We start from the raw sequence: 26,240 nt of genomic DNA, 5'->3' as shown, positions 1-26,240 counted from the left end.
GATCAGTCCCGGGTTCGGTGCTCAGATAAAGCTATAGGGTTCAACATCGATTGACACCCGTACAGATGGGGGCGTCTTTACGCGCTTTGACCAGGCCCTCAGATAGGCCGAGATATCGATCGCCTTGTCGGCTCGAACGAGAATGCGGCGTCGATGCCAGCCACGCACCATGGCGCGTGGTGGTTCTGCCGGCCCCCAGATTTCGACACCTTCGGAATTTGGCGCCTTGGCGGCGTAGTCGTTGGCGACTCGATCGACTTGTTCGGGATTCATCGACATGAAGCCGATCGCGGCCAAGCGCCCGAAGGGCGGGAGGCCAAGCGATTCGCGGACCATGAATTCCATGTCGAGAAAAGCGTCCCGATCCCCGGCAATCAATGCCTGGATGGCATCATGCTCGGGCTGGTGGGTTTGCAGAAGTGCTCGCCCGGGACGGTCGGCACGCCCGGCACGCCCGGCGACCTGGACCAGCGTCTGGAAGGTACGCTCCCCGGCCCGTGGGTCGCCCCCGGCCAGACCCAGATCGGCATCGATGACACCGACCAGGGTGAGGCCCGGGAAATTGTGACCCTTGGCGGCAATCTGGGTGCCCACGAGAATATCGATCTCGCCCTGCTCCATCGCAGCGACGATTTCGGCTCCGGACCGGCTGTCCGACGAATAAATCTCAACGCGCGCGTCCGGGAAGGTGAGGCGCGCCTCCTCGGCCACACGCTCGACCCCCGGCCCGATCGAGGTCAGGCTTTCCTCGGCGTCACAGCTGGGGCAGCGCTTCGGCTTGGCCATGGAGAAGCCCGTGACGTGACAAACAAGACGGCCGGTATAGCGGTGCTCAACGAGATAGGATTGGGTATCCGGCGAGACCATGCGATGGCCGCAGGCGCGACAGAGCACGAGAGGCGCATAGCCGCGGCGGTTGAGATAGAGAAGCGACTGTTCGCCACGTTCCAGCGTGTCCCGCACCGCCTCGATCAGCGGCGGCGACATCCACCGCCCCGTCTCGGCCGGGTGCTCACGCAAATCAATGGTGTCGACCTCGGGCAGGATCGCCGCACCGGGTCGAGCCGCGAGGCGGACATGGACATAGCGCCCGGCCTGGGCATTGGACAGGCTTTCCAGAGACGGGGTGGCCGAAGCGAGAATGACGCTCGCACCTTCGATCTTGGCCCTGACCACCGCCAGATCCCGCCCCTGATAGGGCAGCCCCTCATCCTGCTTGTAGGTCGGGTCGTGCTCCTCATCGACGATGATCATGCGCAGGCCCGGAAAAGGCAGAAAGAGCGCCGAGCGAGCGCCGACAACGATGCGGGCGCGACCCTCCGCCACTTCACGCCAGGTCCGGCGCCGCGCTTTCGAACCGGCTCCGGAATGCCAGAGCGCGGGTTCCGCACCAAAGCGGGCCCGGAAGCGCGACAGGACGGCCTCTGTGAGCGCGATTTCGGGCAACATGATGAGGATTTGTGCCTCGGGCTCTCGTCGCAGCAATTCGGCAATGGCCTCGAAATAGACCTCCGTCTTGCCAGAGCCGGTCACCCCATCGAGCAGCGCCGCCTGGAAGCCGCCAGCCTGGACAAGCCGGCGCAGAACGCCAGACGCCTCAGTCTGCATGGGCGTCAAGGCAAGCCCTTCGCCTTCCGGGTCCGGGGTCTCGAAGGGAGGGTCGACAAGGCGAACCAGTTCGGTCAGCGCGCCGGCCTTGGCCAATCCCTTGACGACAGAGGCCGAGACCCCGGCTTCACGCGCCAACTCGGACGCGCTGGCCTCGCCCAGGGCCACCACCGCATCGAGCACACGCTCCCGGGCATCGGTCATCCGCTCGGCTTCGCCGGCACCACGCCGATAGACCGTCTCCGTGGGCGAAGGCTTGAGCGCTTCACTTGACCGCAGAACAGAACGAAGGACGACACCCGGCGACTGCACCAGGTAACGGGCAAGCCAGTCGACAAACTTGCGGATGCCTGGCGGGAGGGGGGCTCCGCCTTCGGGAGCCTCGACTGTTTTGAGCGCCCTGTCTCCCGGACCAGGCTTCACTGCCCAAACGACGCCGCGCGCCGAGCGCTTGCCCAGTGGTGCCCGCACATGGTCACCAGGGCGTAACTCCATCTCCGCCGGGACGAGGTAGTCGAAGGCTTCCGGCAGGGGCAGCGGAAACAGGATGGACACGCGATAGGGCAAGGTATCGGTCAATATCTGGGCCTGGCTCTGGGCAGGAACGAATCAGGTGTCTGCTCGACTGTCATCATAGCGATGACCATGCGGGGAGACTCCGACCACACTCAGCCTGCTCGGGATCTCTGATATCAGTCGGATCACCATATCGTCGCCGAGCGGGTTTGATCATGCGCCACCTCAGATCAATCAGATCGGTTTGCTTCTCGTAAACCGAATAGGACAAGAGTGGGCGTTCAAGGCGAGGGAGACAATCGGCATGTCAAAGGATGAGACCCGGCAAATTAGCGCCGCGAGCGACGCCGAGGAGGTTCGCGCCTTCCTTATCGCCAACCCCGACTTCGTGCGAGAAGACGCCGAGCTTTTCTCGCTGATCGTTGAAACCAGCCGCGATGACGGCGCAATCGACCTCGGTGCGGCTGCGCGTGGCAAGCTGCGTGAAGAGATTCGCCAACTGAAGTCGCTGAACGGGTCGATCGTTGAAACCGCGCGCGCCAATCTCGCTATCCAGTCCCAGATCCACATGGCGGTGCTGGCCTTGCTGGAAGTGGATTCCCTGTCCGGACTCGACAGCAAGATCTCGAACCGGCTGACCGGGGCATTGGGAGTGGATGTTTGCCGGGTCCTGATCGAGGGACACGCGCCCCTGAAGAATGCCGAGTCAATCCTGGGTGCCGCCGAAGGCTTTGTCGGTGACGTTCTGGGCGATCATGTTGAAATGCTGGGCCCTGTGGATCCCGGCAATGCACACGCTCTCTATGGCCAGCAAGGCGCGCGGGTCAGCTCGCAGGCGATCGTCCGGCTCGACTTCAATGGTCAGGACGGCTTGATCGCTCTGGCTGCCCGGGACGCACACCTCTTTCAGTCAGGCCAAGGCACCGAATTGTTGAATTTCCTCGCGCGAGCCGTAGAGCGCATGGTGGTCCAATGGCTGCATCAGACCTGAAGACGGGATGGGCGGAGTCTCAGTCCGCCTTCCTGGCCCATCTCGCCGGCGAACGGCGGCTCTCCCCCCGGACGCTTGACGCCTATCAGCGTGACCTGGACGGATTTGGGAATTTCCTGTTCGGTCATCTGGGAGCACCACCAGACCTCGGCGGTCTCGCCACCCTCACATCCCGTGACTTTCGCGCATGGATGGCCGAGCGCCGACGCGCAGGCCTGTCGGCGCGCTCGCTTGCCCGCTCGCTATCCGCTGTTCGGACCTTCTTTGCCTATGCCAAGCGACGCTGGGGACTCGACAATCCAGCGCTCTCGCTCGTGGAGAGCCCCAAGCTCGGCAGAAGCGCCCCCAAACCGGTCAGCGAAGAGGCTGCACGCCAGCTGCTTGAGGAAACCGGCGCGCGCGGAAAACCGGACTGGATCAGCGCCCGTGATGCGGCTGTGCTCCTCCTCCTGTACGGATGTGGTCTGCGAGTATCCGAGGCGCTTGGCCTGACCGGCGAGGACTATCCCTTCGGGGACACGCTCCGCATCGCCGGCAAAGGCAACAAGACCCGGATCGTCCCGGTCCTGCCGGCCGTCGCGGAAGCTGCCGCGCGCTATGTCTCACTCTGCCCTCATCCTGCCGAGCGGGAGGCAGCGCTCTTTCGGGGTGCGCGCGGCGGGGCTTTGGGCCCGCGCAGCGTGCAGATGCTGATGCAAGACCTGCGCGGCCGCCTCGGGCTTGCCGAGACTGCGACACCGCACGCATTGCGTCATGCCTTTGCCACCCATCTGCTCGCGCATGGGGGGGATCTGCGCGCAATCCAGGAATTGCTCGGCCATGCCAGCCTCTCCACCACCCAGATCTATGCGGATGTTGAGAGCGCCCGACTGATGGCGATCTATGACGGTGCACACCCACGCGCTCACAAAGGCTGACCCGCCGCCTGCAGCCTCGCAGCAAAGCCCGTCGAGCCCGCCAAACGTCACAAGTACCGGGAGCCGGGAATATCGCGCGCCCAATCCCCTTGCCGGACGCAGGCAATCCCTGTACTTTATTTTTCAAAGAACTTGGGAGATCGTTATGAACGAACAATCCGACCTCGAATACCTGCGCGACGTCGCCGCCAGCGGACAATATGCGCCTTCCCTCAGCGGACGTTTTTTCATCTGGTGGGGCGGGCTGGCCGCGCCGGCACTCCTTGCTCACTGGAGCATCATCACCGGAACAATCGCCATCCCGACCCAATATGTCGGTCTGGTCTGGCTGGCCTACGGGATAATCGGTCTGATCGGTTCCAGCCTCCTGGGGCGCACCTTGCGGAACAAGCCCGGCACAGGTGCGGTGAATAATCGCGGCGAAGCCGCCGCCTGGCGCGGCGTCACCTGGATGGTGGCTGCCTATGCAATCGGCGCCGTGGTCGCCGCCTTCCTCGGTCGGGGCCATGCGATCCTGTTTGACACCATCCCCCTGGTGGCCTTCGCCGGCTATGGAATGTCATTCAATGTCAGCGCCCAGTTGGGCGGCGCGCGCTGGATGCAGGGGATGGCCATCCTGGCCTGGTTGTTCAGCGGCGCCGGCCTGCTTCTGGTCGGAACGCACAGCCTCTACCTGTTCGCGGCAGCGGCCGTCGGCATTCTGGCCATCGTCCCGGGGCTTGTTCTCCTGCGCGGAGAGCCTGCAGCGGAGGCCGTGTGAATGCCGGACGATTTCGACGCCAACGCTCTGGACGATGTCATTCACGGCAAGCTTCGGCTTGCTGTGATGGCCTTTCTGTCGGCAACACGGGATGCCAGCTTCACCGAGATCAAAACCCAAACCGGCGCCTCCGACGGGAATTTGTCGGTACATCTGCGCAAATTGGAGGAAGCGGGTTATGTCGCGATCGAGAAAAGCTTCGTTGACCGCAAACCCCAGACCCGGGCCTCACTGACCAAGCCCGGGCGCGCCGCCTGGATTGCCTATCTGGACCAGCTCAAAAACCTGATTCAACCTTGAAAACCCGAGCCTGACGGAGGTCAGGCCGCTTGCCGATTGGGGGTATGGTGCCAGGCAATCACGTCAAAGCCCTCATCCGGCTCCTGGCGTGTTTCGCCCTGAACGAAGCCCGCCTTCTCGAGCACCCGGTGCGACGCGTCACGATCATCGCGGGTATGGGCGACAACCGATTTGACCCGCTCATGCGCATAGGCCCAATCCAACAGGGCCACGACACCTTCGGTCGCCAGACCCTGCTCACGGTAGGAGATCAGCATGGAGTAACCGATCTCGACAATGCCGTTCGCGTCCGGTGCCCCCTTGAACCCGCCCGTACCAAGCAATCGGTTCATGACCGGCGAAATATAGACCCAGGAATACCAGCCGGACTCCCCGGGATGCGCCGCGAGCTGGTCGCGCGTCCATTCCATGGTCGCCAGATCCATGAGTTCCGGCGGCCAGCTTGGTTCGGGATCGACGCCCAAGGCTTTGAAAAACGCCAGGCGATCCTCAAGCTGAAGCGCGGCGAGTTCGGCATTCAGCGCAACCAGCCGCAAGCGCGGCGAAGCGATTTCGATCGGCTTCGGCATCAAAGTTAACCCTGACCCAGACTTGAACAGACGCATGCGGCACACCGGCCACACAACTCTCTTAACGCGCACCGCCGGGTCCGACCAGCTTTGGACAAACCCTTTGGCCGCTCACAGCGACGCGCTGAAGCCTACCACGGAGAGAGCGGACTTGTACGACATCAGCGTGAAACAATTCGCGTCAATCGAACCCGAACGTGTGATCAGGACTGCATCGTCCAGCCCTCGACACCCATAGCCGCCTGGCGGACCGCCTCCGTCAAGGTCGGGTGTGGATGACAGGTGCGCGCAATATCCTCGGACGCGGCCCGGAATTCCATCGCCAGGCAGACTTCCGCGATCATCTCGCCAACATTGGCGCCGATCATGTGCGCGCCGAGGATTTCATCGGTTTCCGCATCGGCGAGGATTTTCACAAATCCGTCAGTGGCATGATTGGTCCGCGCCCGGGAATTGGCCTGGAAAGGGAATTTCCCCTTCTTGTACTTCCGGCCTTCCGACTTGAGCTCGTCTTCGGTCTTGCCAACCGAAGCGATCTCCGGCGCCGTGTACACGACACCCGGTATGACGTTGTAATTCACATGCCCCGCCTTGCCGGCGATCCGCTCGGCACAGGCAACGCCCTCGTCTTCAGCCTTGTGCGCCAGCATCGGGCCGTGCGTGCAGTCGCCCACAACCCAGACATTCTCGGCCGTGGTCCGATAGTGATCGTGCGCGATGAAGCCGCGCTGATCGGTCTCGATTCCCACGGTCTCAAGACCCAACCCGTCAGTGTAGGGGCGGCGGCCGATACAGACGAGGACGGTGTCCGCCTCAATCGTTTCGGCCTCGCCACCGGCAGCCGGCTCCAGCGTCACCGCAAGCGTCTCGCCAGACGTGTCGACTCCAGTCACCTTGGTACCAAGCTTGAAGTCCATGCCCTGTTTCGCAAAGGTCCGCTGGGCGGTCTTGGCCAATTCGCTGTCCATTCCGGGAAGAATGCGGTCGAGATACTCGACCACGGTGACGTCTGCCCCGAGGCGACGCCAAACCGAGCCGAGTTCCAGCCCGATCACGCCGGCGCCGATCAGGACGAGCTTACCCGGGACGGCTTCTAGCGACAGGGCGCCGGTCGAGGAAACCACACGCTTCTCGTCGATCTCTACGCCCGGAAGCGGGGTGACTTCAGACCCAGTGGCTATCACGATATTGCGCGTTTCCAGGGTATGGCGGCTACCCTCGGATTCGACCTCAACCTGGCCCGGCCCGGCAATCCGGCCGCGGCCGCGGATATACTCGACACCGTTTTTCTTGAAAAGGAATTCGATCCCCTTGGTGAGGCCATCTACCGCCTCGTCCTTCTGACCCAGCATCGTATCAAGGTCGAGTTCGACATTGCCTGTTTTGATCCCGAGTCCGGCAAACCCAGTCCGCGCGACATCAAACATTTCAGACGCGTGCAACAGGGCTTTGGAAGGTATGCAGCCAACATTGAGGCAGGTGCCGCCAAGTGTGCCGCGCATCTCGACGCACGCCACTTTCAGTCCAAGCTGTCCAGCGCGGATCGCGCAGTTATAGCCACCCGGGCCGCCGCCAATGATTACAATATCATACGTGTCGGACATGCTCGCCTCGCTCTGCTCGCCGCCGTTGCGGCTTGTTGGTCCTATATGCCCCGGCAGGGGCCAGCTTGTAAGAGGGTAAAACGCCGCCGCGGCAGCTGTTCAGCGGTTCTGTATCATATGCCTCGGGATGGCACCGGCCTGGCGCAAAATGATCATGACAATCAGCCCGGCCAATAGCAGGCTATTTGCAATCCAGTCCGCCGGAGCCGGTGTGGACGCAGCCCAAAAATCGTAATTAGAATCAGACGAATAGACCACCCATCCCGTCAGATCAAAGACAACGGCCGCCGCGTAGACGGGCAAAGCCGCCGAGAAACGCGCGGCCAGCAAGATCGTGCTCGCAGCATAGCAAAATGCGTTGGCAACCGTGAGCACGACCAGAAAAGGGCCCATCGCCTCAACGATTATGATCAGGCTTGGGTCTATACCGGCCGAGACCGCGTCTCCAAACTTGATTGCAAGGACATTGGCCGCCGACGATAGCTGGTTGTAAGCCCAGGCGCCGATTGCAAGGACGAGCACCCATCTTGCTGCGAGCAGAAACAGATTTGCCGTCACATCAAAGCCCCTTATGGCGGATCGCACCGCGTCACGAGACCACGGCCTCGCTCATCAAACCCTCTCCGACCCGTGCCGGATTCCAAGCGCGAGCGCCCCGGCAGCGATCAGCGTTTCGAGCGTGAACAGGATCCAGCCCAGCATTTCCGGGTCAAAAGCCTGGTCGACCCGCTCCTGCTGGTGGGCCGCCACATCCTCAGGCCGGACGCTGAACCCGATCCACATCGCCTGATCGACCAGATAAACCGCCAATGCCAACCAGAGTAGCCGACGCGCATTGGTCCAAATAGCCCAAGCGACCAGGAAGTAACCGAGTTGCAGCGCCAGAGACAACACCGACAATGCCCAGCCGGTCTCGGCGAGCATCCGCGTGATTGTCACCGAATAACCAAGCTGCCCCTCGACTCCGGCCTGATGCAGAAACCCGGCAATCGGCGACCGCAGCCCGTACATACCCCGCAAGACCGCCAGCACGACAAGGACATATCGGAGCAGCGGCATGAGCTGTCGCCTACAGATCAAACAGCATGCGCTGAGGATCTTCGAGATTCTCTTTGACGCGGACGAGATAGGTCACCGCTTCCTTGCCGTCGACGATACGGTGATCATAGGACAGGGCGAGATACATCATCGGCTTGATGACGACCTGGCCATTCTCGGCCATCGGGCGTTCCTGGATTTTGTGCATCCCCAGAATGCCGGACTGCGGCGCGTTGAGTATCGGCATGGACATCAGTGAGCCATACACACCGCCATTCGAGATGGTGAAGGTTGCGCCTTGCATCTCATCAATGGAGAGCTTGCCGTCGCGGGCCCGCTTGCCGAGGCGAATGATTTCCTTCTCGATCTCCGCCAACGACATCTGGTCGGCATCGCGCACAACCGGAACCACGAGGCCGCGATCCGTACCAACGGCAACGCCCATGTCGTAGTAATTCTTGTAGATGATGTCAGCGCCATCAATCTCTGCATTCACTGCCGGGACTTCCTTGAGCGCGTGACAGCAGGCCTTCACGAAGAAGCTCATGAAACCGAGCTTGACCCCGTGCTTGGCCACGAAGGCTTCCTGATGCGTCTTGCGTGCCGCCATGATGGCCGACATGTCGGCCTCATTGTAGGTGGTCAGGATCGCCGCCGCGTTCTGGGCATCCTTCAGGCGCTTGGCGATGGTCTGACGCAGCCGGGTCATGCGAACACGTTCTTCACGCGGGCCGGTTTCGCGTGGCGAAGCTGCCGGAGCGGGGGTCGGGGCACGAGCCGGCGCTGCTGCCGGAGCTGGCGCCGCAGGCTTCGGTGCCGCGGCCGCCTTGAGCGCATCGCCTTTGGTGATCCGTCCATCATTCCCGGTGCCGACGATAGTGGCGGCGTCGAGCTTGTTTTCCTCAATCACGCGGGCTGCGGACGGCATGGCCGCCTTGTCGTCGCCTTGGCCTGACTTGGTATCCGGTATCTCTGTCGGGCTGGAGGCCGCCGCCGCGACGCCTTCGCTGATCCGGGCGACCGCATCGCCCGGCGAGACCGTGTCGCCTTCATCGACCAGCAGGTCAGAAACCATGCCGGCAACCGGCGAAGGAACTTCAACCGCGACTTTGTCAGTCTCGATTTCGACCAGAGCCTGATCGATCTCGACCGTATCGCCGGCCTTGACCAGCCAGGAACCAATTGTGCCCTCGGTGACGCTCTCGCCCATTTGCGGAACAGTCGCTTCAACAGCAGCGCCCGACGCGGCTGGAATGACTTCCGTGTGAGCGGCCTCCGTCGGCGCATCCTCGACCGGAGCGGCAATCTCCTCAGCGGGCGCCTTCTCAGCGGCCGGAGCCGGTCCACCGCCGGTTTCCAGAACAGCCAGCTTGGCCCCGATTTCGACGTTATCGCCTTCATTCGCGAGGATCTCGCCCATCACGCCATCAGCGTCAGCTCGAACTTCCACCGCAACCTTGTCGGTCTCGAGTTCAACCAGAACGTCGTCCCTCGAGACGGCATCGCCGGCCTTGACCATCCAACTGCCCACGGTGGCTTCGGTGACGCTTTCGCCCAGCTGCGGCACGGTGATATCGGTCATGTCTCTCGTCTTTCCTTCAAAGAAGTTGGTCGTGCCCTAGGAGAGGGCTTCATCGACCAGGGCATCCTGTTGTTGCTTATGCTTTGAGGCGATACCGGTCGCCGTCGACGCAGTCGGCGTACGGCCGACATAACGCGGACGCTCGGCCTTGCCGTCGATCTTGCCCAGTACGTATTCGATATTGGGCTCGACAAAGGTCCAGTAGCCCATATTGCGAGGCTCTTCCTGGCACCAGACGATCTCGGCGTTCGGGAAACGCGCGAGCTCGGCGATCAGCGCCTTGTAAGGGAAGGGGTAAAGCTGCTCGACACGCATCAGGTAGACGTCGTCCGTGCCCCGTTTTTCACGCTCTTCCAGCAGATCGTAATAGACCTTGCCGGTACACAGCACGACACGGCGGATTTCCGCATCCGATTTCAGATTCACCGTGGTCTGGCGGATCTCGCCTTCCGGCCGCGACGCCTCATCCGCATCATCCCAGAGCACGCGGTGGAAGGACGAGCCCGGGCCCATCGCAGCCAACTGCGAGACGCAACGCTTGTGACGCAGCAGGCTTTTCGGCGTCATGATCACCAGCGGCGTACGGAAATTGCGGTGAATCTGACGCCGCAGGATGTGGAAGTAATTGGCCGGCGTCGAGCAATTGGCGACCTGCATATTGTCTTCCGCACACAGCTGCAGGAACCGCTCGGGACGCGCGGACGAATGCTCGGGCCCCTGCCCTTCATAGCCATGCGGCAGCAACATCGTCAGACCGGACATGCGCAACCATTTGCGTTCACCAGAGGAGATGAACTGGTCGATGATGACCTGGGCACCATTGGTGAAGTCGCCAAACTGGGCCTCCCACATCACCAGCGTGTTCGGCGCCGACAGCGAAAAGCCATACTCGAACCCAAGCACAGCCTCTTCAGACAGCATGGAGTCGATGACCTCATACTTCTTCTGGTCCGGCGTCAGGTGATTGAGCGGCGTGTATTTCTCGGCGGTTTGCTGGTCGATGATGTGCGAATGGCGCTGCGAGAACGTGCCACGGCCACAATCCTGCCCGGACAGACGCACCGGGAAACCCTCAGCCAACAGCGTTCCGAAGGCGAGGTGCTCGGCGGTCGCCCAGTCAATCCCTGTACCCGTCTCGATGGCCTCGCGCCGGCTACCAATGACGCGCTTGAGCGTGCGGTGGATATTGATGCCGTCAGGCACTTCGGTCATCGCCATACCGACGGTCATCAGACTCTCGGTGGTCGCGGATGTTTCGCCACGGCGGTCATCGCCCTCGGCCAGGCCAAGTCCGGACCAGCGACCGTCGAGCCAGTCAGCCTTCTTGGGCTCGAAATCCTTGCCGGCGTTGAATTCCTTTTCAAGGAAGGTATCGAAATCATTCTCGATCGCCTCGGCCTCGGCAGCGGTGAGCACGCCTTCGGCCAGGAGCCGGTCCTGATACTTCTTTTTGACCGGCGGCATGTCCTTGATGATGCGGTACATGATCGGCTGGGTGAATGTGGGGTCGTCACCTTCATTGTGGCCGTAGCGGCGGTAGCAGATCATGTCGATGACCACGTCCTTGCCGAACAGCTGACGGTATTCCGTCGCCATGCGGGTGGCGTGGGTCACGGCTTCAGGATCGTCGCCATTGACGTGGAAGATCGGCGCCTGGACCATCAGCGCCACATCCGAGCAATACGGGCTGGAGCGGCTGTCCTTGGGGTCGGTGGTAAAGCCGATCTGGTTGTTGACGATGAAATGGATCGCGCCGGCCGTGCGGTGCCCGCGCAGACCCGACAGGCCGAGACACTCGGTGACGATACCCTGGCCCGCAAAAGCCGCATCACCGTGCAAAAGCAGAGGCAGAACGCTGGAACGTGGCGTACCGGCTTTCTTGCGGCAGTTTTCTTCCTGTTTGGCGCGCGCCTTGCCCAGGACAACCGGGTCGACGGCTTCGAGATGCGACGGGTTGGCGGTCAGCGAAAGGTGGACCTTGTTGCCATCAAATTCACGGTCGGAGGACGCTCCGAGATGGTATTTGACATCGCCCGAGCCGAATTCATCCTCGCCTTGCGTGTTGCCGCCCTGGAACTCGTGAAAGATCTGGTGGTAAGGCTTGCCCATGACCGAGGCGAGAACATTGAGCCGGCCGCGGTGCGGCATGCCAATGATCACATCTTCGACACCCATCGAGCCGCCGCGCTTGATGATCTGCTCCAGCGCCGGAACCATGCTCTCACCACCATCGACGCCGAAACGCTTGGTGCCCGGATATCTCTTGTGCAGGAATTGCTCGAACCGTTCGCATTCAATCAGCTTTGACAGGATCGCGATCTTGCCTTCACGGGTGAAGGAGATGTCCTTGTCCGGCCCCTCGAAGCGCTCCTGCAACCAGGATTTCTCTTCGGGATTCGAGATGTGCATGAACTCGACGCCGACCGGACCGCAATAGGTCCGCTTGAGGATGTCGAGCATCACGCGTGGGGTTGCGGTTTCGAGACCGAGATAGCCGTCGATGAAGACCTCTTCGTCGAGCGCCGCACCTGTGAACCCATAGGTCGCCGGGTCGAGCTCTGCCTGATAACCGAAATCGGTCAGCCCCAGCGGATCGAGATCGGCAGCCAGGTGGCCACGCATGCGGTAGGCCCGGATCATCATGATCGCGCGAATCGAGGACTGGGTCGCCTTGCGGACATCATCCGCACTGGCGCCGGGATTGGTGGCCGCGACATGGTCGGCGACCTTGTCGACCATTGCGCCCTCGTCGGGCCCGATATCGCCCAGGGCCGAAACCATTTCGCCATTCGCCTGGCGCGGCCAGTCGGCGCGCTTCCAAGCAGGACCACGAGCGGCATGCGAGCTCTCACCTGGCGCGTCGCCCATGGCGGCAAAGAAGGCTTTCCAGCTGGGCGGCACCGAATTCGGATCCGAGGCGTACGCAGCTGCCATCTGTTCGAGATAGACGGCGTTGGCGCCCTGGAGGAATGAGGTATCCAGGAAGTTCTGATTATCTTGGGAGCGGCTTTGGTCAGACATATTGGGGGGAGGCCTGAGTCAGGAGTGTGTCTGGATGGGGTTAAACCGTGTCGGTTAACCAACCCTCTATGCTTTTCAGGCGCGTCACGAAAGGGATTGGCGCGGGTCTGCTGCCAAGATGGTGACAAAACAAAACCGCGCCCCGGAGACCCGGAGCGCGGCTTGTTGTTTCTGCCATGACGGCAGCAGTCAGCCCTTGAGGACTTCCGCGAGGGTCGTGCCAAGGCGCGCCGGGCTCGGAGAGACCGTGATCCCGGCCGCTTCCATGGCCCCAATCTTGTCTTCCGCGCCGCCCTTGCCGCCCGACACGATGGCGCCGGCATGGCCCATCGTCCGACCCGGAGGCGCCGTGCGACCGGCGATGAAGCCGACGGTCGGCTTGGAGCGTCCCTTTTTGGCTTCATCGGCCAGGAATTGCGCCGCATCCTCCTCGGCCGAGCCACCGATCTCGCCGATCATGATGATCGACTGGGTCTCGTCGTCGGCGAGGAATTTCTCCAGCACGTCGATGAATTCGGTGCCCTTGACCGGGTCACCACCAATGCCGACTGCCGTGGTCTGGCCGAGGCCGACCTGGGAAGTCTGGAAGACCGCTTCATAGGTCAGCGTACCCGAACGCGAAACCACGCCGACGGAGCCCTTCTTGAAGATCGAGCCCGGCATGATGCCGATCTTGCACTCTTCCGGCGTCAGGATGCCCGGGCAGTTCGGACCCAGCAGCATGGAGTTCGACTTGTCGAGGCGATCCTTGACCTTGACCATGTCCATCACCGGAATGCCTTCGGTGATGCAGACGATGAACGGGATTTCGGCATCGATGGCCTCGATGATCGCCGCACCGGCGCCGGCCGGCGGGACATAGATCACGGAGGCGTCGGCACCGGTGGCCTCCTTGGCTTCACCGACCGAGGCGAAGATCGGCAGCGTCGCCGCGCCGTCAACACCGGCCGACCAGCTCTCGCCACCCTTTTTCGGGTGCACGCCGGCGACCATCTTGGTGCCATAGTATTCGAGCGCCTGCTCGGTATGGAAGGTCCCCGTCTTGCCGGTCAGGCCCTGGACGATGACCTTGGTATTCTTGTCTACGATGATCGACATCAGTTGGCCTCCTTCACGGCGGCGACAATTTTCTGGGCAGCGTCGTCGAGATCATCGGCGGCGATCACGTTGAGACCGCTTTCATTGATGATCGATTTGCCCTTGGCGACATTCGTACCCTCAAGGCGAACCACGAGCGGGACCTGCAGGCCGACATCCTTGACCGCGGTGACCACACCCTCGGCGATCACGTCGCAGCGCATGATGCCGCCGAAGATGTTGACCAGAATGCCTTTGACGTTCGGGTCGGCGGTGATGATCTTGAAAGCTGCCGTGACTTTCTCGGTCGTGGCGCCACCGCCAACATCGAGGAAGTTGGCCGGCTCGGCGCCGTAGAGCTTGATGATGTCCATCGTCGCCATGGCGAGACCGGCACCATTGACCATGCAGCCGATATCACCATCGAGGGCGACATAGGCGAGGTCGTATTTGGAGGCCTCGATTTCCTTGGCGTCTTCCTCGGTCGTGTCACGGAGCTCCATGATGTCCGGGTGACGGAAGAGGGCATTGCCGTCAAAGGAGACCTTGGCGTCGAGAACGCGCACATGGCCATTGTCCATGACGATGAGCGGATTGATCTCCAGCATCGACATGTCCTTCTCGCAGAAGGCCGTATAGAGGATCTTCGCCAGACCCATCATGTCCTCGCGCGCCTGACCGTCCAGCTTCAACGCGTCGCAGACAGCAGCGGCAGAACCATCGGTGACGCCGGTGGCCGGGTCGATATCGATGGTCTGGATTTTTTCCGGTGTTTCCGCCGCGACTTCCTCGATATCCATGCCGCCCTCGGTGGAGACGACAAAAGCGACCTGGCCGGTTTCGCGGTTCACCAGAAGCGAGCAATAGAGCTCGGTAGAAATGTCGGCCCCGTCCTCGATATAGAGGCGATTGACCTGCTTGCCGTCCGGGCCGGTCTGGTGCGTGACCAGCGTATTTCCCAGCATTTCCTTGGCATTGGCGATCACATCTTCCTTGGAGAAGGCAAGACGGACACCGCCCTTGGCGTCGGGCCCAAGTTCCTTGAACTTGCCCTTGCCGCGCCCGCCGGCGTGGATTTGGGATTTCACCACCCAGAGCGGACCGGGCAGTTGATCGGCCGCCGCGGCAGCCTCTTCGGCTGAGAAAATAGCGACACCGTCAGCGACTGGAGCGCCGAAGGATTTCAGTACGGCTTTCGCCTGGTGTTCGTGGATATTCATGAATGGGCCTCGCGGGAGGAAGAAAGCGACAAAACGGCCAGAATGGACTCGCCTTATAGCACTGGGCTGCTGCGGTGCAACGCACTCGCGGCGGCTAATTGTCAGTCAATCTCGAAGGTGTCGTCAGCTTGCCCCGCTTCGGCGGGTGGTACGAGAATGCTCGACAGGGACAGTCGGCGCGGAGCGCCCGGCACATCGACGTCCGGCGCAATGGCCGGACCTGAGAAGTACCGGATGCCCGCCGACATGGCCGCCTCCAAGAGAGCGGTATTTTCGACGTCCAGCAATGCGGTTTCCGCTGTCATCGCCTGAGCGGTCGTGACCCATTCCACACAGGTCATGAGCTCCTTGTCTCCCGCCCCGTCATCATTGAACCGCGGCGGCGTATCGGCGCTGAATATTCCGATGCCACAGCTTTCGAATCGATCGAGTCCGGGATGGCCAAATCGGTGATGCACCAGGACATAGGATCCGAAATGCTTCATCGACCGACACACTTCCTGCAATTGCGCCATGGGTGCACCGTCCGGCACCCCGTCAATGCGCAACTGGAAAAAGCGGCGAGCCGCCTCGGGTATCGGCTGAAGAATGCTGAAATACTCCATCCGTCGGGAAATGGAGGACAGGCTGTCATAGTGAACCGGCACGATGATCATGCTGGCATGTCCGGCCGCCCGAGCCTTTTGAAAGCCCCGCTGGGCCGCGAGCGCGGTCGCCCGATCCAGCTTACGGTGGGCCTCGCGATCCGGCGCGCCGGACAGGGTATCGCGTCCGTATCGGGCACCACCGCCAACCGATTTTCGGGCAACACAGAGATGATGGCTGACGAAGGCTTTGCGACTGTCCCAGGTCGGCATGAAAATGAAATCATCCCAGCCGACGGACTGATCGCGCTGGCGAGCCGCCGGCTTCGAGACTATGGCGGACTTGGCTTGATCGACCGGCTTCGGCGCCTCCACCCAGCGGGTCTTGCCGTCGTCATCGCGAGACTGTGTCGGCACGGATTGCCAAGGAACCTCCAGCGCGGGCGGACCGGCGGGGGCGGGCACATCTGGATCATCAACCGGCTTCTCCAGCTCATCAAGCTGGGCGCGAGCCACAATATCGAGCAGCTCCACCGTTGGCACATTGCGCGCCTCGGCCTCGGCCTTCACCTCATCAAGACCCATTTCCCCCAGGAAAAAGGTATTGAGCTCGCCGGCGATCGCATCGACCATCTCCTGGGAGGCCTCGACATCCGAGGCCCGGAAAATGATCAAAAATCCACCCTGAACGCGGATCATCACGTCTTCCGGGCCGATGCGGCGCTCGATGAATTGTGTCGATGTCTCGTAGACCTTGTCGCGCAGTCGCGGCCATTGCGCACCCGCGCGAGCCCGCACGCGCTCCAGATTGAGAAACTGGAACTGCCCCATATCAACGGATTGTCGTCCGGCAAGGGCCTGTTTCAGTTTCTGGCGTAATTCAGGTGGCATGCATTGACCATTCGTGTCGGGAGCTCCCGAGACGTCCAGTCTGCCTCCATATGTCTTGCAATTGTGTAAGTTCCGCTGCCGTTTCAGCGCAATGTCGCGACAATCGCCCCATCAATGGACAGGCCGCCGCCGCCGCGCGCGAAAAGATAGAAGCCAATCGCGGCAAATACGGCCACCGACGTCCATGCCTCAGGCAGCACCCAAAAGGCGTAAATGGCGCACGCCATCAAAAGGGTGAGGCCGACCAGTCGGGTCAGGAAACCAATGGTCAGCATGAAGGCGATCAAATGGGCACCCCATACCGCGATCTGCGCGGTCTGGGCGGCGGAAATGAGCGGGACATTCCAAACTGTCGCGGCCGCCACCATGTCCGGCATGACCCCCGGCCACGCATCTGCATTCGCCCGCGCCCAGGCCCACAATCCCGGGACCACGGACAGCCGAACAACCCCGCCGACAATCCAGTCCGGCAGAAAACGCTCGGCACGCGCCGGCTGATCGCTGGTCTCCATCCCACCCCCCGGTGCTCACATCACCCGCCCCTCCGGATGACCCGAACGACCATGCCGCAGCCATCAATCTGGCGCAATCGAACGCACCTAAGGCGCGAAAACGCGGCGCGCGGCATGGTCCAGAGACACACGCCCGGGGCCGTTGACGGCCAGATACAGCCCGATCACCACCCAGAGGGCATGCGTACTCCACCAGGCTTCCGGAAAGACGAAGACCTGGATCACCAGTGTCATGCCAACAAGCGCGAGTGCGCCCAACCGGGTCGCGACGCCCAGTATGAGCGCGATGGGAATCACGAATTCAGCCAGCGTCGCCATCCACGCTGCCCACTCCGGCGGCAGAAGCGGCAGCGCGAAATCGGTGCGGAATTGGTGCAGGGTCGCTGCCTTCAGGTCGAGTGGCAATTCGGGCAAGCGCATGCGGGCGCGCTCGACCGGGAAATCATTGATCAGCTCGGTATAGGTGAACAGCTTGACGGTGCTCACCTTGGTAAGCAGGGAGCGCCAGAATATCCCGGCCAACGCCAATCGCGCGAGCAAAGGAAGAAAGTCAGGCGCCAACCGCGCTGACAGGAAGTCGAACACGGCAACATGCCAGGCTCGCGGGCTCTGGATCGTTTTCATGGCAATAATGCTCCGGACAGATAGCCGGCACTGAGCGCAGCCCCGAAAGCAGCGGCCGGGTCGAAATCGGGGTATCGGACAAGCGTGTGCTCACTCGCACTGGCGAGCGCCTTGCCTTCATTGAGACTGGCAAGGAAACAGGCGGAACCCGGATCGAGAACGACCGACCGGACATCGCCATACGGGCGCCAGACCAGAACAGACTGCGCCTCCGCAGCCAGACGCAGATCCCGCTCGATGCTTTGACCGGACCGGTGCCGCTGCCAGATATCGTGGATCGGCCAGGACAGATCGAGCAATCGCGCCGACGGGTGAAGGCCAGGGGTGAGTTCTGCGAGACTGGCCGGCGAGAGAGCCGCCACCTGCGCGGGTCGGCAGACATGGCCATCCGCCGCGTGATGCGCCTCGATCCAGGCCCGATCGAGGCGAGCGATGTCTGCGAGGTAGGGCAGCATCCGTGCGGGCTGATATCCGGCAACATGATTGGCAAAACCATCGCCATATCCAGACAGGCCCCGGGTTCGCGGCGGGCAGCGCCGCCAGAAGGCCTTGGCCATCGGCGAAAAGAAGCGCGAACCGGTGACCGCATTCACAACAGGATAGGCGGCACGCAAGGCTTCGATCGCGGCGCTCGCGACATTGTTGCGATAAACGGCCAGCCGACCTGCCTGCCCGGGACGCTCAAGGCGGAGCGCCATCGGCTCGGATGCGGCCCCGTTCACAAGATCGGCGAACCCATCATAGAATTGCCTAGACATGGGCGACCACGGAGCGCTCGACCGGCATCAGGCGGCGCGCTGCCCGGTCTCGTTCGGCGATGAGCTCCCCGAAGGCTGGCAGGTCCGTGTCGCGTTCGATCAGCGTCGGTCGTGGGCCGATCAGGGCAATGACGGTTTCAAACAGGCGCCAGACCGGTTGGGCGACCGGCCCGCCATGGGTATCAATCAATACCGGCTCGCCCAGCCCCGTATCCACCTCATGTCCCGCCAGGTGAATTTCACCCACGGCTTCCGCCGGAATTCGGCGCAGCCAATCCTGGACATCGAGGTCGATATTACGCGATCCGACGTAAAGGTTGTTGACGTCCAGGAGGAGGCCGCAACCGGTCCGCCGGACCGTCTCGGCAAGGAAATCCGCCTCATCGCCATCGCCCTCGAACCGAACATAGCGCGCCGGATTCTCGATCAGGACCTGCCGACCCAGAGCGGTCTGCATGATATCGACATTGCGACAGAACCGGTCCAGCGCCGACCGGGTCATCGGGACCGGGAGAAGGTCGGGGAACCAGACATCGTCCAGCGCTGACCAGGCCAGATGCTCTGAAATCAACACCGGCTCATAGCGTTCGATCAGCCGCGCCCAGTTTGCGAGATGCTGCGGATCGGGGCGGTCGGGTCCACCAAGCGACATGGCGACACCGTGCAGGCTGAGCGGATGACTCTCACGGATCGCGTCCAGCCAGCGAAGGCGCGGACCGCCATCCGACATGTAGTTTTCCGGGTGAATCTCGAACCAGAGGCCGTCCGCCCGCGCCTCCAGCGCCGAACGGAAATGTTCGGGCTTCAGGCTAATGCCTGCGACGGGGGGGATGTCGGGGAGCGCCATGACGGACAGCCTCACAAGGGGTCGGCGAGACCAACCCCCTGACCTTTGAATCAGGGTCGTTCGACGGGCGCCAGGGATCCCGTTCCATACGGCGTCTGGATCGACTCACATGTCCCCTCGGGCACATAGGTCCAGGCATTACCCTGGTAGTCGACTGTGGACGTCCCGGCGCAGGATGTTCCGGGGCCTGCGGCACAATCATTCTCGCCGGCAAGCGCGATGCCGTAGCATTGCTCCATCTCGTCGGTCGTAGTGGACATGCTCGCCTCGGCCGCGGCCCCTGACAGGGACAGGGCCAGCGCGGATGCGGCAAGGGCAGTGGTACGCGTGGGGGCTTTCATCGTGTGCGATCTCCAGCTTGGGTGACAGCCGGAACGGCCTTCTGACCGCCCGGACACCCCGACATTGACGCCCGATCGCACAACACGCCAATCACGTGGTCGCGCAGGCCGTCACCTTCGCGTGACCTCCCGTCAGCCCGACCTCTTCATTTCGTCAGGAGACTGTGAGCGGCATTATCGGAGGAAGGCGGTGAAGCGCGAGACATTGCTGCGAAAGACGTGTCTCTCCGGCGTTATCCAGGCCGCCTCGCCGCAGCCATCTTCCGCTGCCTGGACGACGGCTTGATCGTCGCCTGTGAGGCAGAACCGACCGATCGCATCGTCATTGAGATCACCAACGCCACCGACAAGGATGGTCTGGTCGGGCGGAAACCCACGGTAGATATCGGCACACCCTGCAGCGGGAACAGTCTGCCTCGCCGCGATCTCGAAACCGCCATCAGGTCTCGAAACCAGAACAACCGTATCCGAGTCCTGTTGACCGGTTTGGCAGACTTCAAGCGTGCGTACGGTCTGAGCGAGGCCGCGTTCATCGCGCGGCGCGCCAACGCACAAATCCGCATCCGACTCGTTCAGGTCACTGCACCGGACCCTGTAATCGGCTTGCCCCACGCCGCGGTGCCGACTGGCCATCACGGGCAAGCGCACGAAAGTGCGAGCTTCCTGACCGGCCCGGCATGGCGCGCCGGTCGCGAGGGCGAAGGTCGAATTGGCTGGCGTGCAGTAGACCGCATCGCCGGCCCGCGCGGGCCAGCGCCATTCGCCTGACATCACATGCAGGTCGACGCTGTCGCCAACGACATTGTTCACGGCGCCCTGAAGGCAGGCCGCAGGCTCCACCAGAAACCAGCTGCGCAGGGTCCGGTTCTCACTGGGCGTTGTCCGATAGGCGGCCGCAATGGCAACACTGAAGCCGGTATCGTTGCAAACATTCAGCAGCACATCGCGCTGGGCCGCGGCCACGCCGGTCAGACCGGACAGCATGGCCGTGGCAAACAGGACGACGAGAGAAATCCGGGTCGAACGCATCACAAGCTCCATAGCGACCTCAAAGACCTCGCAAAACCGGCCTGCGTGGTCAATTCCAGCAATGCCACCCTGAAGCGTTTCTCATATCACTCTGCCGGCGCAACGAAACTCATGGGCTGACCACCAACATCGATCCGGACTATCCGGCCGCTTTCGCGGTCGATGTAGATATCATTCGGCGGCGTGCCACCGCGCTGCTCGATATGAAGGGTCCGGTACACGCCGGCCGGGGTCTCGACATCAGCCTCACCAATAGCGGTCAGGGTCACGGCCTCTTCCGTATTGCTCATCGTGGCGAACCAGTTGAGCGACACGCTGTCTCCGATCTCAAACGGGAACGCGGCGGCGACGAGGAAATAGCTGGCGCGCAGGATGGTGCCATCCGTCAGGTCGGACGAAAGCGGCTGAGAACTGACTCCGGACGCCGGCTGCACGATCTGGACGCTGCCCGCAGCGGAGCCCGGCTCGAAGTCGATGTCGAAGACGTAGTAATTGGCGCCCTGGTGAAATCTGATATCGCTCGAGACAGGGGCAAGACCGTCCCGACGCATCCGCACTTCCATTGTCTCGTAGACCTCGCCAGAGGCCCACATGGTCCGGTCATACAAGACGATATCATCGCCCTCGGTGCGCCAGCCATAGCGCATGAATCCGTCAGTCTCGCCTTCGTACTGGAGTTCAAGATGGATTTCGCCTCCAGCCAGGCGCTCCGGATCAAGCCGGGACCACCAATCGCCAGGCTGGGCCTGAGCGGGAAAACTGGCAAGGGCCGCCGCGGACACGGCGGCAAGGCAGGTCATCTTCATCATTCATCTCCCAACGCCCAAGCCGGGAGGGGAACGCTTTCACGTCGCCCGTGTCGACAGCCTTTCCGGCACATTAACTCCCGAAAGTGGCGCCAATAACCGTCGTGAACATCAAGCGCCCCGGGAGAAAGGCGAACAGGCCGGGGATGATCAGTGCCGCGAAGAAAAGCGAGGTCGCATTCTTGCGATGAGCCGCGAGATCACCACGGCGAACGCTCCACACCAGCCCGGTCAGGCCGACAAGGGTAACCGGGACAAATATGTGGATCCAGGAGAAGGCGCCATCATTGATCTGACGGATGAAAAAGGCGCTCACGGCGGTTGCGGTCATCAGGGCGACAAATGTCATGCCAAGCAGCCGATGCGGGAGCTGTCCCTTGGGGCCCAGCCACTGGATCAGGCCGATGGCGAAAGCGGTCAGGGCACACAGAGCATGGATTTGGATGAGCCAGGGTGCATCGGTGAAGGCCTCAATATTCATGGCTCAGACCTGGCGTCCCGAGCGCCAGCAGCCATGGAAGCCAAACGGGCAAGCATAGCCGAGCTGCCAGCTGGCTACCGGGCCGTCAGACAGATGACCGGCATTGAACACATGCAGTTCCGTGCGACGGGCATTGGCATTGAGGGCCGTGTGAAGGATCCAGCCCTGACCTTCCGGCGCATCAGGCGCCGCCGGAATAAACAACGGTTCCTCGACATAGACATTCGGACCGTGATCGAACGCATCATGGGCGCCGGTGTGCAGATTGCGTCGCTCGATCCGAGTCGCACCCCGCGGCTGGTCGGCATCCCAGGCGATGTGCCAGGTATCATTGCGCCGCAAGCCGGTCAGGCGGGGGTCGATCTGCGGAAACTCGATATAGCCCGCCCCCAGCGGCTCGACGCGACTACGCCCACCCGGTGCAAGCGTTACCAGCATGTGACGACTCTGGGAATCGGTCTCGGTTTCGGCCTGACCCCGCATGACATCATACGCGCCTGCCATGGCGAAACGGGCGTCCTGAGACAGGGCTGCGTCAAGCCGGATCGTGCCATCCGCCTCCTCCCAGGCGCCACCGAAATGGAAGAGGAAGCCGGGAGGCAATTCCCAGGTCCTGCGGACAGACCAGTCATTCTTGTCGACCGCAATCGCCACCATCGGAGCGTCCTCGTCGAACCCGAAACTCTCGATGAAAGGCAAACGCATCTGATCGAACCGGTAACTGCCGACCAGGAAAACCAGCGAATGCTCGGTGATCACGAAGTCATGCACCATCCCGCCGGGAACATCATTGAGAAGCCCCGCATCGAGCAGCCTGCCGTCCGGCGCCACCTTCCAGAGGATCATGCGGGCGCCAGGTGCGTCCTGGCCGAAATTCCAGACGATGCCGGTTTCCGGCTCCCGCTTGGGGTGGGCGGAGAAGGGGACACCATCGAGACCATTGCCCCAGCGCCGCGCACCCTGACTGGCCAGGGTATCGGGATCGATTGACCAAGCGGATCCGCCTTCCCACAAGGCCAGAAGCTCGTCTCCGAGCAGAATGACCGACGTATTGGCGACATTCATGTCGTCCGGCCCGGTCAGGCCGCCCGGTTGAGGGGGAACCGATCCGAGAGCCGGGACGATGAAGCGGCCTGCCGCTTCCTCGGCCTGCCATTTGTCGGTCTCGATGAAACGACCGCGATGATGCACACCGTCCGGGCCGATCTGCCAGGATTGCAGAAAACCATCACCGTCAAACCAGTGGCGGTAACGCCAGTCCTGTCGCGAGAAGCGGCCCGGGCCATTGCGAAAAAGCGTGCCGGCGAACCCATCGGGAACCTGGCCCGAGATCAGCTCGGCCTGACTTTCGAAGCCGGCGACCGGCGCGTCCCGGACGATCAATGTCCAGGGATCGTTCGCGGCTGCGGTCTGATAGTCCAGGAAAACCGGGTCACCCTGGCGGGCGAAGGCCGGGGCATTCAGTGCGGCGGCGCCACCTGCGGCGGCAATGAGCTGGAGCGCGTCTCGGCGTGACAGGGCGGTCATTGCGTTCTCCCTATTCGAAGCGGATGACGTGAATGGTGCCGTCAGTCGCGACGTCGAAGACTGCAGCATCCCAATTCGGCGGACCGAAGCGGCCACGGGCATTGTTGGAGAAGGCAAAAGGCTCGCTGGGAATGCCCATGAGATTGGTGTCCATCTCACCATTGGCATTCACGTCGTGATACATTTTCACGCCGTATCGGCCGGCTGGCAGGTCATCAAAAACTGCCACCACCTGGTCACCGGACACTTCAGCGCGTGTACCGGCAACGGCATTTCCGGAGTCCCAGGACGTCTCGCTGTCATAGAGGCCAATCATCACGAAGCCTTCAGACGGGGCGACGCCGGCGATCTCGAGGGTCAGGGCCGCACGGCTCTCTTCGGCGCCCGACAGGCCTGACAGGCTCGCGGCCAAGGCAGCGGTGGACAGCAGGGTCTTTGTCATCATCTTCATGGTGTTCATGGTGTTCATCATCATCACTCCTTGGCAGCCGGGGCGTCCGGCCTGTTCGAAAGACGTGATGAACGACCTGCCGGGCCGGCGCGACCGCGTTTGCGCAAACGGGCTGCCAGGCTTCGCGAATTGCGCTAGGTGTTCATTCGCGCTTCGTGAATGACGGTGACCATGACGCTCAAACGACTGAGACCCCTGCTGGTGAACATCGCCGCGATCCTGGCCCTCGGGACCTTCCTGTCCATTCTGGGCCCCTATAACTCACACAATTTCGGGGTTCCGGGTGTCTGGTTCTACTGGACCGGCCTCATGGCGCTGGGCTGGGGATCGGGATCGCTCTTTACGTGGCTGTTTGACCGCTACCTGCCGGACTGGCCCCGCGTTGCGACCGGTCTGGCCCTGTCCGTGCTGATCAGCCTTCCCGTCCTCCTGGCCGTCACCGCCATCCAGGCACTGATCGGCACGCCCTTCCAGCTGGCGAACACACCAATTGTCTTCTTCTTCGTATGGGTCATCTCCGCGGCCGTTGTGACCATCTCGATTCTGACGGATCGAAGCCGCCGGGCGCCCGATGAGCCCGGGCCACCAGTGGCGAGTCGCACGCTGACCGACAAACTCCCCCACCACTTGAGGCAGGCCCGACTGATCGCGATGGCCGCCGAGGATCATTACCTGCGCGTACACACCGACAGGGGTGAGGCTCTCATCCTGATGCGATTGAGTGATGCGATCGCTGCCGCCGACCGTCTCGACGGTGCACGGACACACCGATCCTGGTGGGTGGCGCGCGATGCGGTGGCGCGTGTCGAGCGCGGGGACGGCCGGGCCAGGCTGATCCTGAGCGGCGCCATAGAGGCTCCCGTCAGCCGTACCTATGCGCCCAAATTGCGCGAAGCGGGCTGGTATTAGAGCAACAGCTTGCGGTGCTCGCGCCATTCCGCCGCGCTCTGACCCCACACATCCACGATCATGTCGAAGCCGGCGACCGGGACATCGTGGCCCAGATCGCGCGAGCCGAGCTTGCGGGCGACGCCCTGACTGGGCGCATTGTCCTCATGGATCAGATGGATCACATCGCGCCATTCCAGCCGATTGAACACATCGTCGAGACAAGCTGCTGCTGCTTCCGTCGCATATCCCTTTCGCCAGGTTGATCGATTGAGGGACCAACCCACTTCAGGCTGCGGCCAGCCATGCGGATACCAGGGTCCGATCCGACCGAGCCAGGCCCCGCTCTTTTTCTCGATGACAGAGTAGAAGCCGTATCCACGCAGGGCCCAATGGCCAACAATTCCGCACAGGCCTCGCCAGACATGCGCAGGCTCCTGCTGACCGCCAATGAACCGCGTGGCTTCCTCGTCCGCCATGAGTTCACAAAGCGGTTCGAAATCGGACAGGTCGGGCTGGCGCAATATGAGACGTTCGGTCTCGAGAATGATCTGGCTCATGGCACCAATGGGGGCAGAGCAGCGCAACCGGTCAAGTGAATTTCCGGAAACAGGTTCCACGCGATCCGAATGGCGGCAGGCAGCTGCCCGCCGCATTCTGGCCGCCTTGGGATGGCCTATGGGTTGAAACGGTCTCATGTGCCGCAAGATGGATCAATTCTTGCAGCCGGGAAGGTGAGAGCAAATTCGAGTGAGTAGTCGTATCCATGGCTGACAAGCGGCACGGTCCGGGCGTCATTACCCTTCTGGTCTATCTGGTCGGCGCAGCTTCGCTGTCGGGCGGGCTGTCCGGCTGGCTGCATGCGACCGGCGGCATGGACTGGGCGCGCACACTGACCGCGCCAAACTGGGCACCCAGCTTCGGCCTCGTGAACCTCGTCGGCCTGTTTATTCCTGCCTTTGCCGTCATTGCCCTGTGGATCATGCAACGCAATGGCAGGGATGGGATGCGCCTGCTCTGCAGCCTGCTGATTGCCCTCCTGCTCGCCGGCATGGCGACACAGGTCTGCGTTTTCTTCGGCCTGAGGGACCCGGCGCTCGGTTTCCTCGCCGCCATGGCCATGTGGGTCTATACGCTCTTCGCTGCCGGGATTGTCGGTCGGGCTTCAAGCGCTGCCGGCGTCCTCTTGTGGATTCCCTTTGCCTGGGTCACCGCCATGCTGGTTCTCGGCTTCGAATTCATGCGCCTGAACTCGGCCGGAAACTTCGCAGGTGGACTCTAGTCACGAAAAAAGCCGC

Annotated in this window: 27 protein-coding genes; 6 read left to right on the top strand and 21 right to left on the bottom strand. The window is 62.3% G+C overall.

Features of this window, described 5'->3' with window-relative positions; translation table 11 throughout:
- Nucleotides 1-21: 21 nt before the first annotated feature.
- On the bottom strand, nucleotides 22-2,187 hold the full coding sequence (locus tag JXQ94_RS15675; protein ID WP_421924713.1) for a primosomal protein N': 2,166 nt from the start codon (nucleotides 2,185-2,187) through the stop codon (nucleotides 22-24).
- Nucleotides 2,188-2,428: 241 nt separating this feature from the next.
- Between JXQ94_RS15675 and JXQ94_RS15670 the strand changes: the two genes are divergently transcribed.
- The 4 genes from JXQ94_RS15670 (at nucleotide 2,429) to JXQ94_RS15655 (ending at nucleotide 5,092) form a co-directional block, all read left to right on the top strand.
- Nucleotides 2,429-3,115: a DUF484 family protein gene (locus JXQ94_RS15670; RefSeq protein ID WP_421924712.1), complete on the top strand. Its 687-nt coding sequence runs from the start codon at nucleotides 2,429-2,431 to the stop codon at nucleotides 3,113-3,115.
- Entirely contained in the window at nucleotides 3,097-4,032 is a 936-nt protein-coding gene (locus tag JXQ94_RS15665; RefSeq protein WP_421924711.1) for a tyrosine recombinase XerC, read from the top strand. The genes JXQ94_RS15670 and JXQ94_RS15665 overlap by 19 nt, the downstream gene beginning before the upstream one ends.
- Nucleotides 4,033-4,177: 145 nt before the next feature.
- Nucleotides 4,178-4,792 (top strand): hypothetical protein, encoded by a 615-nt coding sequence (locus tag JXQ94_RS15660; RefSeq protein WP_421924710.1) that lies wholly within the window; start codon nucleotides 4,178-4,180, stop codon nucleotides 4,790-4,792.
- Complete coding sequence (locus tag JXQ94_RS15655) at nucleotides 4,793-5,092, top strand: winged helix-turn-helix domain-containing protein (RefSeq protein WP_421924709.1); 300 nt, start codon at nucleotides 4,793-4,795, stop codon at nucleotides 5,090-5,092. It begins immediately after the preceding gene.
- A 20-nt stretch (nucleotides 5,093-5,112) separates the two neighbouring features.
- On the opposite strand, the gene JXQ94_RS15650 is transcribed toward JXQ94_RS15655, so the two are convergent.
- The 19 genes from JXQ94_RS15650 to JXQ94_RS15560 form a co-directional block, all read right to left on the bottom strand.
- The gene (locus JXQ94_RS15650; RefSeq protein ID WP_421924708.1) at nucleotides 5,113-5,661 is read right to left on the bottom strand and encodes a GNAT family N-acetyltransferase; all 549 of its coding nucleotides are present in this window, start codon (nucleotides 5,659-5,661) and stop codon (nucleotides 5,113-5,115) included.
- A gap of 203 nt (nucleotides 5,662-5,864) precedes the next feature.
- A complete protein-coding gene (lpdA, locus tag JXQ94_RS15645) occupies nucleotides 5,865-7,265 on the bottom strand; it encodes a dihydrolipoyl dehydrogenase (RefSeq protein ID WP_421924707.1) in 1,401 nt (466 codons plus the stop codon).
- A gap of 99 nt (nucleotides 7,266-7,364) precedes the next feature.
- On the bottom strand, nucleotides 7,365-7,823 hold the full coding sequence (locus JXQ94_RS15640; protein WP_421924706.1) for a hypothetical protein: 459 nt from the start codon (nucleotides 7,821-7,823) through the stop codon (nucleotides 7,365-7,367).
- 54 nt (nucleotides 7,824-7,877) lie between these two features.
- Nucleotides 7,878-8,324, bottom strand: coding sequence for a hypothetical protein (locus JXQ94_RS15635; protein ID WP_421924705.1), 447 nt, complete (start codon nucleotides 8,322-8,324; stop codon nucleotides 7,878-7,880).
- A gap of 10 nt (nucleotides 8,325-8,334) precedes the next feature.
- Nucleotides 8,335-9,885: a 2-oxoglutarate dehydrogenase complex dihydrolipoyllysine-residue succinyltransferase gene (gene odhB, locus JXQ94_RS15630; protein ID WP_421924704.1), complete on the bottom strand. Its 1,551-nt coding sequence runs from the start codon at nucleotides 9,883-9,885 to the stop codon at nucleotides 8,335-8,337.
- 36 nt (nucleotides 9,886-9,921) lie between these two features.
- Nucleotides 9,922-12,906 carry a 2-oxoglutarate dehydrogenase E1 component gene (locus JXQ94_RS15625; RefSeq protein ID WP_421924703.1) on the bottom strand — a complete coding sequence of 995 codons (2,985 nt, stop codon included), beginning with the start codon at nucleotides 12,904-12,906 and terminating at the stop codon, nucleotides 9,922-9,924.
- A gap of 189 nt (nucleotides 12,907-13,095) precedes the next feature.
- A complete protein-coding gene (sucD, locus tag JXQ94_RS15620; RefSeq protein ID WP_421924702.1) occupies nucleotides 13,096-14,004 on the bottom strand; it encodes a succinate--CoA ligase subunit alpha in 909 nt (302 codons plus the stop codon).
- A complete protein-coding gene (sucC, locus tag JXQ94_RS15615; protein ID WP_421924701.1) occupies nucleotides 14,004-15,203 on the bottom strand; it encodes an ADP-forming succinate--CoA ligase subunit beta in 1,200 nt (399 codons plus the stop codon). The genes sucD and sucC overlap by 1 nt, the downstream gene beginning before the upstream one ends.
- 101 nt (nucleotides 15,204-15,304) lie before the next feature.
- Nucleotides 15,305-16,678: a hypothetical protein gene (locus JXQ94_RS15610; RefSeq protein WP_421924700.1), complete on the bottom strand. Its 1,374-nt coding sequence runs from the start codon at nucleotides 16,676-16,678 to the stop codon at nucleotides 15,305-15,307.
- Nucleotides 16,679-16,761: 83 nt separating this feature from the next.
- Nucleotides 16,762-17,190, bottom strand: coding sequence for a hypothetical protein (locus tag JXQ94_RS15605; protein ID WP_421924699.1), 429 nt, complete (start codon nucleotides 17,188-17,190; stop codon nucleotides 16,762-16,764).
- 87 nt (nucleotides 17,191-17,277) lie between these two features.
- Nucleotides 17,278-17,814, bottom strand: coding sequence for a DoxX family protein (locus JXQ94_RS15600; protein ID WP_421924698.1), 537 nt, complete (start codon nucleotides 17,812-17,814; stop codon nucleotides 17,278-17,280).
- The gene (locus tag JXQ94_RS15595) at nucleotides 17,811-18,572 is read right to left on the bottom strand and encodes a putative DNA-binding domain-containing protein (protein WP_421924697.1); all 762 of its coding nucleotides are present in this window, start codon (nucleotides 18,570-18,572) and stop codon (nucleotides 17,811-17,813) included. Before JXQ94_RS15595 ends, JXQ94_RS15600 begins: the two co-directional genes overlap by 4 nt.
- The gene (locus JXQ94_RS15590) at nucleotides 18,565-19,419 is read right to left on the bottom strand and encodes a DUF692 domain-containing protein (RefSeq protein ID WP_421924695.1); all 855 of its coding nucleotides are present in this window, start codon (nucleotides 19,417-19,419) and stop codon (nucleotides 18,565-18,567) included. The genes JXQ94_RS15595 and JXQ94_RS15590 overlap by 8 nt, the downstream gene beginning before the upstream one ends.
- 50 nt (nucleotides 19,420-19,469) lie before the next feature.
- On the bottom strand, nucleotides 19,470-19,760 hold the full coding sequence (locus tag JXQ94_RS15585; RefSeq protein ID WP_421924694.1) for a DUF2282 domain-containing protein: 291 nt from the start codon (nucleotides 19,758-19,760) through the stop codon (nucleotides 19,470-19,472).
- Nucleotides 19,761-19,934: 174 nt separating this feature from the next.
- On the bottom strand, nucleotides 19,935-20,789 hold the full coding sequence (locus JXQ94_RS15580; RefSeq protein WP_421924693.1) for a DUF1036 domain-containing protein: 855 nt from the start codon (nucleotides 20,787-20,789) through the stop codon (nucleotides 19,935-19,937).
- Nucleotides 20,790-20,875: 86 nt separating this feature from the next.
- Nucleotides 20,876-21,598: a hypothetical protein gene (locus JXQ94_RS15575; protein ID WP_421924692.1), complete on the bottom strand. Its 723-nt coding sequence runs from the start codon at nucleotides 21,596-21,598 to the stop codon at nucleotides 20,876-20,878.
- Nucleotides 21,599-21,668: 70 nt separating this feature from the next.
- Nucleotides 21,669-22,076 (bottom strand): DUF2306 domain-containing protein, encoded by a 408-nt coding sequence (locus JXQ94_RS15570; protein ID WP_421924691.1) that lies wholly within the window; start codon nucleotides 22,074-22,076, stop codon nucleotides 21,669-21,671.
- A 3-nt stretch (nucleotides 22,077-22,079) separates the two neighbouring features.
- Nucleotides 22,080-23,603: a carotenoid oxygenase family protein gene (locus tag JXQ94_RS15565; RefSeq protein ID WP_421924690.1), complete on the bottom strand. Its 1,524-nt coding sequence runs from the start codon at nucleotides 23,601-23,603 to the stop codon at nucleotides 22,080-22,082.
- 10 nt (nucleotides 23,604-23,613) lie between these two features.
- The gene (locus tag JXQ94_RS15560; RefSeq protein ID WP_421924689.1) at nucleotides 23,614-24,078 is read right to left on the bottom strand and encodes a DUF2141 domain-containing protein; all 465 of its coding nucleotides are present in this window, start codon (nucleotides 24,076-24,078) and stop codon (nucleotides 23,614-23,616) included.
- A 135-nt stretch (nucleotides 24,079-24,213) separates the two neighbouring features.
- Between JXQ94_RS15560 and JXQ94_RS15555 the strand changes: the two genes are divergently transcribed.
- Nucleotides 24,214-24,963 carry a LytTR family DNA-binding domain-containing protein gene (locus JXQ94_RS15555; RefSeq protein WP_421924688.1) on the top strand — a complete coding sequence of 250 codons (750 nt, stop codon included), beginning with the start codon at nucleotides 24,214-24,216 and terminating at the stop codon, nucleotides 24,961-24,963.
- Here the strand turns inward: JXQ94_RS15555 and JXQ94_RS15550 are convergent.
- Nucleotides 24,960-25,502 carry a GNAT family N-acetyltransferase gene (locus JXQ94_RS15550; RefSeq protein ID WP_421924687.1) on the bottom strand — a complete coding sequence of 181 codons (543 nt, stop codon included), beginning with the start codon at nucleotides 25,500-25,502 and terminating at the stop codon, nucleotides 24,960-24,962. The genes JXQ94_RS15555 and JXQ94_RS15550 overlap by 4 nt on opposite strands.
- A gap of 206 nt (nucleotides 25,503-25,708) precedes the next feature.
- Here JXQ94_RS15550 and JXQ94_RS15545 point away from each other — a divergent pair, with 206 nt between their 5' ends.
- On the top strand, nucleotides 25,709-26,224 hold the full coding sequence (locus JXQ94_RS15545; RefSeq protein WP_421924686.1) for a tryptophan-rich sensory protein: 516 nt from the start codon (nucleotides 25,709-25,711) through the stop codon (nucleotides 26,222-26,224).
- Nucleotides 26,225-26,240: the final 16 nt, after the last annotated feature.

It is taken from the genome of Maricaulis maris, assembly GCF_049116555.1.
In the GTDB taxonomy this organism is placed as follows: domain Bacteria; phylum Pseudomonadota; class Alphaproteobacteria; order Caulobacterales; family Maricaulaceae; genus Maricaulis; species Maricaulis maris_C.
Note: the sequence above shows the minus strand (reverse complement) of the source record. Positions and strands in the feature narration are given on the sequence as shown.